This window comes from Mesorhizobium intechi (assembly GCF_002879535.1).
In the GTDB taxonomy this organism is placed as follows: domain Bacteria; phylum Pseudomonadota; class Alphaproteobacteria; order Rhizobiales; family Rhizobiaceae; genus Mesorhizobium; species Mesorhizobium intechi.
Map to the genome: position 1 here is coordinate 120,064 of NZ_PNOT02000219.1, position 11,528 is coordinate 131,591.

At 65.8% G+C, this 11,528-nt stretch carries 9 protein-coding genes and 1 pseudogene; 5 read left to right on the plus strand and 5 right to left on the minus strand.

What is annotated here, in order from left to right:
* Positions 1 to 286 precede the first annotated feature (286 nt).
* Positions 287 to 1,156, minus strand: a complete 870-nt coding sequence (locus tag C1D09_RS19075) for a transglutaminase-like domain-containing protein (protein WP_143975767.1) — start codon at positions 1,154 to 1,156, stop codon at positions 287 to 289.
* Between the two features lie 166 nt (positions 1,157 to 1,322).
* On the opposite strand from C1D09_RS19075, the gene C1D09_RS19080 reads away from it, so the two are divergent.
* On the plus strand, positions 1,323 to 1,988 hold the full coding sequence (locus C1D09_RS19080) for an HAD-IA family hydrolase (protein WP_143975768.1): 666 nt from the start codon (positions 1,323 to 1,325) through the stop codon (positions 1,986 to 1,988).
* 9 nt (positions 1,989 to 1,997) lie between these two features.
* Here C1D09_RS19080 and C1D09_RS19085 read toward each other — a convergent pair whose 3' ends face one another.
* A complete protein-coding gene (locus C1D09_RS19085; RefSeq protein WP_143975769.1) occupies positions 1,998 to 2,219 on the minus strand; it encodes a DUF1674 domain-containing protein in 222 nt (73 codons plus the stop codon).
* A gap of 102 nt (positions 2,220 to 2,321) precedes the next feature.
* Between C1D09_RS19085 and htpX the strand changes: the two genes are divergently transcribed.
* From htpX to C1D09_RS19100, 3 genes are all read left to right on the plus strand, one after another.
* On the plus strand, positions 2,322 to 3,359 hold the full coding sequence (gene htpX, locus C1D09_RS19090) for a zinc metalloprotease HtpX (RefSeq protein ID WP_143975770.1): 1,038 nt from the start codon (positions 2,322 to 2,324) through the stop codon (positions 3,357 to 3,359).
* The gene (locus C1D09_RS19095; protein ID WP_167514676.1) at positions 3,350 to 4,738 is read left to right on the plus strand and encodes an RsmB/NOP family class I SAM-dependent RNA methyltransferase; all 1,389 of its coding nucleotides are present in this window, start codon (positions 3,350 to 3,352) and stop codon (positions 4,736 to 4,738) included. Before htpX ends, C1D09_RS19095 begins: the two co-directional genes overlap by 10 nt.
* 214 nt (positions 4,739 to 4,952) lie before the next feature.
* Positions 4,953 to 6,677, plus strand: coding sequence for a heparinase II/III family protein (locus C1D09_RS19100; RefSeq protein ID WP_143975772.1), 1,725 nt, complete (start codon positions 4,953 to 4,955; stop codon positions 6,675 to 6,677).
* Positions 6,678 to 6,704: 27 nt separating this feature from the next.
* Here the strand turns inward: C1D09_RS19100 and C1D09_RS33470 are convergent, their stop codons facing one another.
* Positions 6,705 to 6,857 carry a hypothetical protein gene (locus C1D09_RS33470; RefSeq protein ID WP_208760403.1) on the minus strand — a complete coding sequence of 51 codons (153 nt, stop codon included), beginning with the start codon at positions 6,855 to 6,857 and terminating at the stop codon, positions 6,705 to 6,707.
* A gap of 303 nt (positions 6,858 to 7,160) precedes the next feature.
* Here C1D09_RS33470 and purH point away from each other — a divergent pair, with 303 nt between their 5' ends.
* Positions 7,161 to 8,777, plus strand: a complete 1,617-nt coding sequence (gene purH, locus C1D09_RS19110; RefSeq protein WP_143975773.1) for a bifunctional phosphoribosylaminoimidazolecarboxamide formyltransferase/IMP cyclohydrolase — start codon at positions 7,161 to 7,163, stop codon at positions 8,775 to 8,777.
* Between the two features lie 77 nt (positions 8,778 to 8,854).
* Here purH and C1D09_RS19115 read toward each other — a convergent pair whose 3' ends face one another.
* Both C1D09_RS19115 and C1D09_RS19120 read right to left on the minus strand, forming a co-directional pair.
* On the minus strand, positions 8,855 to 10,231 hold the full coding sequence (locus C1D09_RS19115) for an MFS transporter (protein ID WP_143975774.1): 1,377 nt from the start codon (positions 10,229 to 10,231) through the stop codon (positions 8,855 to 8,857).
* A gap of 251 nt (positions 10,232 to 10,482) precedes the next feature.
* Positions 10,483 to 11,528, minus strand: a pseudogene (locus C1D09_RS19120) (NAD-glutamate dehydrogenase domain-containing protein); the annotation flags it as partial.

Sequence of the window (11,528 nt, forward strand, 5' to 3'; positions counted from 1 at the left end):
AAAGTCGCAACCTCATCCGCGTTTACGGACTGCTTACCATGCTCGAACCAGGCAATCGCGGGCTGCTCCGCGACGTTCTGTTTCGGCACAGGCCCTCTGTGCCGAAGCGGCGCAGTTGTCCCGAGACAGCTGAGTAAGGTGGGGCGCGAACGGAACCAGGTGTATTGAGATTCGGGTCAGGGCCATTCGAAAATGGCTGATACCGAGAACCGGTTTCGTATGTGAGCACCGGAAGCGCAGGTATCAGCCATTTGCAGACCGCCATCCACCTGAATCTCAACACGCCTTAGGCAAGCATCTGTGCGCTGACCGTCCTGTCGATGCCGTGATAGGGCGGATTGAACAGATTGCTATCCTGCTCATAGGTCCACACCTTGAACAGGCTGAGCCGGTGTGGACCAAAACTGTGCAGCAAAGGCACGTCGGTGGCGTCGCGGCCGCGCGCGATGACGACACGGCCGGTCCTGGGCCGGTTGTGGCGTGGATCGAACGTGTACCATTTGCCGTCGAGGAACACCTCCATCCAGGCCGAGAAATCCATCGGCGCCGGATCGATGGGCACGCCGATATCGCCTAGATAGCCGTTCACATAGCGCGCCGGAATGTTCATGCAGCGGCAGAGCGTGATCGCCAGATGGGCGAAGTCGCGGCAGACGCCGACCTGTTCCTCATGTGCCTGCGCCGCCGTTCGGGTCGATCGCGCATAGCCGTAACCGAACGACAGGCGGTTGTGGACATAGTCGACGATCGCCTGCACCCGTGCCCAGCCGGAGGGAAGATGGCCAAACAGCTGCCAGGCGAGGCTGCTCAGGTGATCGGTCTCGCAATAGCGACTGCCCAGGAGATAGAAGAGCACCTCGTCGGGCAATTCGGCCACCGGCACTTCCCGGGCCAATGTGTTGACCTCGTCCGTCTCGCCGCTGTCTTCGATTACTGCGTCGTAGAGGATACGAAAGGTGCCGGCCGGTGCGGTGAAGCGGCGGCAGCCATTGCCATGCAGGTCATTGTAGAGCTTGGTCGGCACCGAAGGCGATGTCAGCACCCGCGTCTGCCGCTTGATGTCGGCTTGTCTGTCCTCGTGGATCTCGAGCAGCGAAATCACCGGAGTGGCCTCTGCGCATTCAATGGCGATTTCGTAGCCGAGCCGGATCAGCATCACAGGTCCCCTTCGATCTTCATGGAAAATAATGCCGTTCAACGTGGCGAGATGGCTGTGGTTCCCTGGACCGCCGCAAAATACACCCTCGTGCCTTTCCATGCCCGCGCCTTGACGTTACGGTTGCGCCCTCCCTCGACAAGCTCCCCGGACTTCAAGGAAAATCATGTTTGCTGGCAGAAAATTCGCGGCCTTCCTTTTCGACATGGATGGCACGCTAATCAATTCCATCGCCTCGGCGGAACGGGTGTGGAGCGATTGGGCGCGCCGCCATGGCCTCGACGTCGCCGCCTTCCTGCCGACGATCCACGGCGTGCGGGCGATCGAGACCATCACCAACCTTGCCCTTCCAGGCGTCGACCCGGCGCATGAGGCCGACCTGCTGCTGAAGGCCGAGGCCGCCGATCTGGACGGCATTGTCCCGATCGCCGGCGCCGTGGCGTTTCTCCAGGCGCTGCCGGGCGAAAGCTGGGCGATCGTCACCTCGGCGCCGCGCTCCCTGGCGCTTGCACGCATGGAGGCTGCCGGCATTCCTGTCCCCGCGGTCATCGTTGCGGCTGAAGACGTTTCCCGTGGCAAGCCGGCCCCCGACTGTTTCCGGCTTGGCGCGCAGCGGCTCGGCTTCGATGCACGCGACTGCCTGGTGTTCGAGGATGCTCCGGCCGGCATCGCGGCGGCCGAGGCCGCGCAAGCCGCGGTCATGGTGATCAGCGCCACGCATTCGCACCCACTGCCGACCCCGCATGCCGCGATCGCGGGCTATGACAATGTCGGCATCACCATCGACGAGCGGGGTTGGCTGGCGCTCGCGGCGCAGCGTGACGCTGCTTGAGACCAATCCCTAAAAATCGCTGGTCAGGCCTTTGACTTCCCAGTCGCCATAACGGCCGGGCTCCTTGCCGCCACGGCCACCGATTTCCCTGGGCAGCGCGGCTTCCTTCTCGCGATACGCGCTGCGCCGGGCCTCGGCCTCGGCCAGCGCTCGTCGCGCGGCGGGCGTCAGATCCTTCGGCGAGGCGTCGCCATCGGCCGCAGCGGCCGTTTTGCTGGTTTCATCGGTCATGCGATAGTTCCGGCGGATTGAAACAGGGGCAGGTGTTTCCCATCATATAGCCATGAACCCGAGGCGATCGAGCCCTTTTTGCACCCGCGACAGGAGCAGACGATGAACACTCTTCGCACCGCCATGCTTCTTGCCGCGATGACGGCGCTGTTCATGGGCGTCGGCTTCCTGATCGGCGGTTCGGGCGGCATGATGATCGCCCTGCTGATCGCCGCCGGCACCAACCTGTTCAGCTACTGGAACGCCGACAAGATGGTGCTGTCGATGAACCGCGCCGTCGAGGTCGACGAGAAGAACGCGCCGGAATATTACGCCATCGTCCAGGCGCTGGCCAAGCAGGCCGGCCTGCCTATGCCCAGAACCTATCTGATCGACAACCCGCAGCCCAATGCCTTCGCCACTGGCCGCAACCCCCAGAATGCGGCGGTCGCCGCCTCGACCGGCCTTTTGCAGCGGCTGACCCATGAAGAGGTCGCGGCGGTGATGGCGCATGAGCTCGCCCACGTCCAGCATCGCGACACGCTGACCATGACCATCGTCGCCACCTTTGCCGGTGCCATCTCCATGCTCGGCAATTTCGCCTTCTTCCTCGGCGGCAACCGCGACTTGGACGGCAACCGCGACAACAACAACCCGTTCGGTTTTGTCGGCGTGCTGGCGGCGATGATCGTGGCGCCTTTTGCCGCGTTGATCGTGCAGATGGCGGTCAGTCGCACCCGCGAGTACGAGGCCGACCGGCGCGGTGCCGAAATCTGTGGACACCCGCTGTGGCTGGCATCGGCCCTTGACAAGATCGCCCGCGGCGCCGAACGCATTCCCAACCCCGATGCGGAGCGCAATCCGGCGATGGCGCATCTCTTCATCATCAATCCTCTGCACGGCGAGCGCATGGACAATCTGTTCTCCACCCACCCGAGCACTGAAAACCGTATCGCCGCGTTGCAGGACATGGCACGGCAGATGGCGAGCGGCACCGGAGCCACTCCGCGCCCGACACCAGCGCCTCGGCAGGCCGAAGAGCAACAGCCGTCGGGCCCGTGGGGCCAGGCCCCTCAAGCGGAACAGCCGGCGGAACCGGCAAGGCCTAAGGCCAACCCATGGGGGCGCAATCCGACCGGACCCAAAGGCCGATGGTCGTGAGCGTGGCGGGATCTCGACGCGCAGGCTCAGGCAGTCAGGATCATGGGGACGGCGGCGAATTCGTCGCCGGTCTCGCCGCTCGCAAGGCGGCGGCGCGGCTGCTTGCCGCCGTCATCGATGCCAGGACGCCGCTCGACGGACTGACCGACCACGAAAACGGCCATCCGCAATACAAGGCGCTCGATTTGCGCGACCGTGGCCTGGTGCGGGCCATTCTTGTCACCGCGCTGCGCTTCCGCATGACCATTACGGGTCTGCTGGCGCGACGCCTGGAAAAGCCGCTACCGCCCAACGCCACCGCTTTGTCGCATATATTGCATGTGGCGGCCGCGCAGATCCTGTTCCTCGACATTCCCGACAGCGCCGCTGTCGACCTTGCGGTCACCCACGCCAAGTCCGATCCGCGCACGCAGCGCTTTTCCGGCCTCGTCAACGGCGTGCTGCGCACCCTGGCGCGTGCCAAGGAAACCGAACTGCCCGCCGCTCTTGCCGCGACCGATGAAGCGCCGAAATGGTTTTCCGATCGGCTGAGAGCTGCCTATGGCGCCGATAAAGCGAAGCTCATTCTCGCCGCGCACCGCTACGAGGCGCCGGTCGACTTCTCGGTCAAGGCCGATCCTGGACTCTGGGCCGAAAAACTCGGCGGCATCGTGCTGCCGACCGGCACGGTGCGCGTGGAAAATCTTGCCGGTCCCGTGACCGAACTGCCCGGTTTCGCGGAAGGTGCCTGGTGGGTCCAGGATGCCGCGGCCAGCCTGCCGGCGCGGCTTTTCGGCGATGTCAGCGGATTGCGCGTCGCCGACCTCTGCGCCGCGCCCGGCGGCAAGACCGCCCAGCTGATCCTGGCCGGCGCCGCGGTCACCGCCGTCGACACCTCGAAAAACCGGCTGGCGCGACTGGCGCAGAATCTCGACCGCCTCGGCCTCTCAGCCGAAATCGTCCAGGCCGACTTGCTCAAATACGAGCCCACGGAGCTGTTCGATGCCGTGCTCCTCGACGCGCCGTGCTCGTCGACCGGCACGGTGCGACGGCATCCCGACGTGCCATGGACCAAGACGGCGGCCGATGTCGAGAAGCTCGCCGACCTGCAAAGGCGGTTGCTCGCCCGCGCCGTTACGCTGGTCAGGCCCGGCGGCCGGATCGTCTTTTCCAATTGTTCGCTCGACCCGCTCGAAGGCGAAGACCTGCATCGTGCTTTTCTCAAGGACACGGCGGCGGTCGTCGATGATCCGTTGCGGCAAGGGGAGATCGCCGGCATCGACCCTTTCCTGACGCCACAAGGCACGCTGCGCACCACGCCCGCCGATCTCGACCTTGGCACGCCGGAGCGCTCGGGCCTGGACGGCTTCTTCGCCGCGCGCATGCGCCGCGCCGGCTAATGCATGTCCCCAAAGTGCGTTGCGGTTTCGGGATAACGACATGGATGGAACAAAAAGCAAATCAGCGCGACGCTATGTGACGTAACTAACAGGATTTGCTGACTTTTTTAGGGAGAGTATGGGTCCCCGGACCTATACCCAGGAATACGCCTTCGCACGACTCGTTCATTCATGTAAGCTCTGCAGCGGGGTAGAGGACGGACCAGGAGGGCTTTTGGCACTGGCTGCCAGCAACACGACGCGTCTATGGACGCTTGTCGCGAAGGAGTTCTGGCGCAAGACGCGCCGGCGCTTGCGCGCCGGGCCGGTCTATCGCTGGCGCTATTCCGGCCGCACGCCCGAACGCGTGCTGATCGCACCGCCGGACCTGCGGCTGGCCGACCCGCAGATCGCGCTCGAGATCTATTACGGCCGCTATCCCCTGTCGGGGCACCTGGTCGAGACCGGCGGCAAGTCGCCCTTCCAGATCAACGTGCCCAATCACGGCTGGCAAAAGACGCTGCATGGCTTTCGCTGGCTGCGCCACATGCGCGCCGCCGGCACCGAACTTGCCGCCGCCAATGCGCGTGCCCTGGTGTCCGACTGGATCGCCATGCACGGGAACAACATCGCCGGTATCGCCTGGGAGCCCGGGACGACGGCAAAGCGCGTCATCGCCTGGCTGCAGCATTCTTCCGTCGTGCTGCAGGGCGCCGAGTTCCCCTTCTATCGCGCCTTCCTGAAATCGCTGGCCGTCCAGATCCGCTACCTCAGGTCGATGGCGCGCGAAATGCCCGACGGCAAGGACCGGCTGCGCGCCCGCATAGCACTTGCCTTCGCCGCGCTTTCCCTGCCGGCGCCGGCTTCTGCGCTGCGCGGCGCCACCCGCAACCTCGCCGAGGAACTCAACCGCCAGATCCTCGCCGATGGCGGCCATATCTCACGCAATCCGATGTCGGTGCTGGAAATCCTCGCCGACCTTTTGCCGCTGCGCCAGACCTACGCCAACCAGGCGGAAACCCCGCCACAGGCGCTGATCGGCGCCATCGACCGCATGCTGCCGGCCCTGCGTTTCTTCCGTCACCAGGATGGCAGCCTCGCCCGTTTCAACGGCATGGGCGCCACCATCCATGACCGCATCGCCACCATATTGCGGCATGACGACACCGCCGGCGCGCCGCTGCTGCACGCGCCGCATTCGGGCTATGAGCGACTGTCGATGGGCGGCGTCACCGTCATCGCCGACACCGGCCTGCCGCCCCCTGTCGATGTTTCCAACGCGGCGCACGCCGGCTGCCTTGCCTTCGAGTTGTCGTCCGGGCGCCAGCACTACATCGTCAATGCCGGCATCGACACCTATGGCGCCGCCGAGTTCCGGCCGCTGGCGCGCGCCACCGCCGCGCACTCGACCGCCACCATCAACGACACCTCGTCGGCGCGCTTCAGCCATTCGCTGCGCGTCAACGACCTGCTGGGTTCGCCACTGATCGGCGGCCCGCAGAATGTGCAGTGCAAGCGCATCGACCAGAAGGGCGTCCAGGGCTTCATCGCCCGCCATGACGGCTACGTCCCGCGTTTCGGCTTCCTGCACGAGCGCGAGCTGAAACTCTCGTCGAACGGCGATGTGCTGGCCGGCAGGGACCGATTCCAGCGGCCCGGCAATGCCGCGATCCGCAACAATGGCCGTGACTTCATCACCGTGCGCTTCCATGTCCATCCCGACATCAGCCTGCTGCAGGACGAGCATGACCGGCTTGTGCTGACCGCCGACCAGGCCGACAGCTGGGTGTTCACCTCAGGCGAAGTGGTGCCGGAGGTCGAGGAATCGATCTATTTCGCCGGTCTCGGCGGCCCGCGCCGCAGCCGGCAGATCGTGCTTGCCTTCAAGGCGTCCGACATGTCCGAAGTCCACTGGCAGCTGACGCGCACCAGCATTGCCGGCTATCCGGAAAACAACTGATTTGCCGCGCGAAGGCGGCCGGCTCGCTCAAGCCTGCTGCGGGATGCCGAAAGCGTCATATGTGCCGAGCGTCGGCGGACCGGCGAAGGCGAAACGGATCTTGTCGACCATCGCCGCCGCCTGACCGCCGCGGTCGTAGCGCTCCGCGTCCTCGACGGTGCTCCAGACGGTGATTGCCATGAATGCGTCGCGCGCCTGATGCTGCAGCAGCAGCACGGCGCTGATGTTGCCGCTTGCGGCGGATAACGGGGATCACCTCGGTTTCGTAGATCGCCCGCAACCGCTCCGTCGTATCCGGCAACGCCGTGAATTGGCCAATACGGACAAATGCCATCAATGTTCCTCCATCGCGAGGAGATCAGACTACACCCGGGGGCCGGCAAATTGCATATCAAGCCGTCGAATGGCGCACGGCGCTTGATTTCCTGATGTCATGTGCTACGGCGCGGGCTTGCCCCTCCAGCCGTGAAAGGCCGCCAGCCCATGGCCGTCGCCGCCAAGAACATTCCCGCCCCGGACCTCGTTCCCGTACGCCGTGCCTTGCTTTCGGTGTTCGACAAGACCGGCCTCATCGACTTCGCCAGGGCCTTGGCCGCGGCCGGAGTCGAACTGGTCTCGACCGGCGGCACCGCCAAGGCGATCGCCGAGGCCGGCCTGGCGGTGCGCGATGTCTCCGAACTCACCGGGTTCCCGGAGATCATGGATGGCCGCGTCAAGACGCTGCATCCTTCCGTGCATGGCGCGCTGCTTGGCGTGCGCGACGACCCCGAGCATGCCGCGGCGATGCGCAAATATGGCATCGAGCCGATCGACCTCCTCGTCTCCAATCTCTATCCGTTCGAGGAAGTCCGCCGCTCCGGCGCCGACTATGCGGCAATCGTCGAGAACATCGACATTGGCGGTCCGGCGATGATCCGCGCCTCGGCCAAGAACCACGCCTATGTCGCCATCGTCACCGATCCGAGCGACTATGCCTCGGTGCTGAATGCGCTGGAGATGAATATCGGCTCGCTGTCGCTGGATTTCCGCAAGAAGCTGGCGGCCAAGGCCTTTGCCCGCACAGCCAGCTATGATGCGGCGATTTCCGGCTGGTTCGCCGAGGCGCTGGAGATCGAGCACCCGACCTGGCGCGCCTTCGGCGGCAAGCTCGCCGAAGTGATGCGCTACGGCGAAAACCCGCACCAGAGCGCCGGCTTCTACGTCAATGGCGACAAGCGCCCTGGCGTCGCCACGGCGCGGCAGTTGCAGGGCAAGCAGCTCTCCTACAACAACATCAACGACACCGACGCCGCCTTCGAACTGGCCGGCGAGTTCGATCCCAGCCGCTCCGCGGCGGTCGCCATCATCAAGCATTCCAACCCGTGCGGCGTCGCCGAGGGCACGTCGCTGAAATCGGCTTATGCCAAGGCGCTTGCCTGCGATCCGGTCTCGGCCTTCGGCGGCATCGTCGCAATGAATCGCACCCTCGACGCCGAAGCGGCGCAGGACATCGTGCAGACCTTCACCGAGGTGATCATCGCGCCGGGTGCCACGGACGAGGCCGCGGCGATCGTTGCCGCGAAGAAGAACCTGCGCCTGCTGGTCACCGGTGGCCTGCCCGACCCGCGCTCGCCCGGCGCGACGGTCAAATCCGTTGCCGGCGGCCTGCTGGTCCAGGGCCGCGACAACGCCGTGGTCGACGACCTTGAGCTGAAGGTGGTGACGAAGCGCGCGCCGACGCCGGCCGAAATGGCCGACCTGAAATTCGCCTTCCGCGTCGCCAAGCACGTCAAGTCGAACGCCATCGTCTATGCAAGGGACGGCGCCACTGTCGGCATCGGCGCCGGCCAGATGAGCCGCGTCGATTCCTCCCGCATCGCCGCCCGCAAGGCGCTCGACGCGGCCGAGGCAGCCGGCATGTCCGAGCCGCTGACCAAGGGCTCGGTGGTCGCCTCCGACGCCTTCTTCCCCTTCGCCGACGGCCTGCTTGCCGCGGTCGCCGCCGGCGCCACCGCCGTCATCCAACCCGGCGGCTCGATGAACGACAAGGACGTCATTGCGGCCGCCGATGAACATGGCATCGCCATGGTGTTTACCGGAGTGCGGCATTTCCGGCACTGAGCGCGCCGGGGGTTGATGGCGCTCACCCGCCTCGCTCCGCTTTGCGGATCGACCCCCCACAAGGGGAGGGTAAGGCGCTACTCCGCCGGCCGATCCGCCGGATACGGCGTCCTGACCAGGATCGCCATGCCGATGCCGAGGAACAGGATGATCACGGCCATGCCGAGCCGCGCCGAATCGCTGAACGCGGTGATGGTCGCCACCAGGAACGGCGCCAGGAAGCTGGTCGCCCGCCCGGCCAGTGCATAGATGCCGAAATAGCGGCCGGATTCCGCTGCCGTGACGCTGCGCGCCATGTAGGACCGTGACGACGCCTGCACCGGGCCGAAGGCGAGCCCGATCAGCAGGCCGTACATGATGTAGGCCTTCTCCGCCGCCGTGCCGAATAGCCCGCCTGAATCGGTGGTCGGCAGCTGGATCAGTCCGAGCAGCGTGAAGCCTGGGCCGGTCGAGACGACGCCGATGGTGGCGACCGACAGCATGACCAGCGCGATCATCACCACGGCCTTGGAGCCGAGCGCGGTGTCGAGGCGTGCCGCGATCCAGCAGCCGAAGATGGCGACGACATTGAGGATGATGCCGAACATGCCGATCTCTGTGATCGACCACTGGAACATGCCCGCCGCGAACGTGCCTCCAAGCGCCAGCAGCGCGTTGACGCCGTCCTGGTAGATCATGCGGGCGACGAGGAAGCGGAAGATGCCGCCGCGCCTGCGCACCTCGGCCAGCGTCGACTTCAGCTCCGACAGGCCTTCGCGCACCGCCGGCCCGATCGGAATGCCCTTGATGGCGTCGGGCGTGAAGAAGAACATCGGCAGGATGAACAGGAAATACCAGCCAGCCGACAGCGGTCCGGTGGCGCGCGCGTCCTCGCCGAGCTTCGGGTCGAGCCCGAAAAGCGGGTCGATGCCGATGATCGTCTTGCCGGTCTCCGGCGACCCGGCGAGGCAGGTGACGACGAAAATCAGCGCGATCATGCCGCCGAGGTAGCCGAGACCCCAGGCCGTGTTGGAGATGCGGCCGATCTCGCTCTTCGGCACCAGCCGCGGCATCATCGAATCGTTGAACACAGTGGAGAATTCCGCCGCCACCGACGCCAGCGAAAACAGCGCAACGACCAGGAACAGGTTCGAGCCGGGTGCGGCAAACCAGAGCAGGGCGAGACTGGTGATCTTGATCGCGGCGAAGAAAGCGATCCACGGCTTGCGCGGCCCGGTCTGGTCGGCGATCGAACCGAGGATCGGTGACAGTACGGCGATGACCAGCCCGGCCGCCGCGATACCGTAGCCCCAGACCGCTTGGCCGGTGTTGGGATCGCCAGCCATGCGCGAGACGAAATAGGGACCGAAGATGAAGGTGGTGACGACCGTGAAGAACGGCTGCGCCGCCCAGTCGAAGAACATCCATCCCCAGATGCCGCGCCCGGACGCCCGCTGCACTGCTACCTCGGTCATATCCCCTCCACTCGCCTACGTTTCGTCGGCGGCGTCATGTCTGCATGTTTTCCGATGGTCATGCAAACACAAGCGTGGTGCCACGGTGCGTTCGCCCGCTCCATGTTCATTTCCGAGTAAGCGGGAGCAAGGCGTCGACCCCTACCTCCCCTTGTCGGGGGAGGCAGGACCGAAGGTCGGGGTGGGCGTCGGCGCCGCCCCCCGCTGCTTCACAACGACCCCCACGAGTGGGAGGTAAGCCTTCGAAACCCTCACATCCCGGTCAGATCGCTCATCAGCCCGGACGCCACCGACAGCCGCGACACAGTGATGTCGCCGCCTTCGGTGAGCGCCTGCAGCCGCTCGCGGATGCGCGCCACGCGCTCGCCGCCGGCTTCCAGCCAGGCCGCCACCGGATCCGCTGCCTTGGCATGGCCGGTGAGCGCCGCGACGGCAATGCCGCGCCGCGCCGCGCCGATCGTGTCGGTGGCGCGCGATAGCGCCAACTGGTCGTAGTAGTCCGAAGGCGTGATCGAGCGAGCCGCGTCCTCGACACGCGGGATGCGGAAGGCATCGCTGACCGCGAAGAAAGCCTTGGCGGCGGCGACGATGTCGGCGCCGGCCGCACGCGCCGTCAGCGCGATGTCGGGGATGAGCTCCGCCACCTCGCTCAGCGCCAGCTGCTCGGCCAGCCTTTCCGGCGCGCCGGCCTTGAACAGCCCGTGCCGCTTCTCCTCGATCCGCTCGCGCGAGAAGGTCGGCAGCAGCGAAACGAGCTTCGGTTCCAGCGCCTTGCGGGCCTCCTGCAGCTCGGCGATGCGCTGGCCGAGCGGCGCCGTGCCGGCATCGTTCTTCAGATACCAGCCGCTGGTCACATAGATCAGCCGGCTGACCATCTGGTAGAGATCGAGTTGCGTCTGGCCGTCGATCTGGTTGTCGAGCGCATCGATCTCGCTATAGAGCGCCGGCAGCGCAAAACCGTCCCGCACCACGGCAAAGGTGCGCACCACGTCGGCGGCGGTGCGCCCCGTGGCTTCCTGCAGCCGGTTGACGAAGGAGGGCCCGCCGCGATTGACCAAATCGTTGGCGACGACGCGGGCGATGATCTCGCGCCGCAGCCTGTGGCCGTGGATTTCGGCGGCGTATTTCTTCGCCATCCGTTCCGGGAAATAGCCCATCAGGTCACGGTCGAAATGCGCATCGTCAGGCACGTCGCTGGCGACGATGTCGGAAAACAGCACGATCTTGGCATAGGCCAGCAGCACGCCAAGCTCGGCCCTGGTCAGCGGCTCGCCGCGCGCCTCGCGCTCGGCCAGGG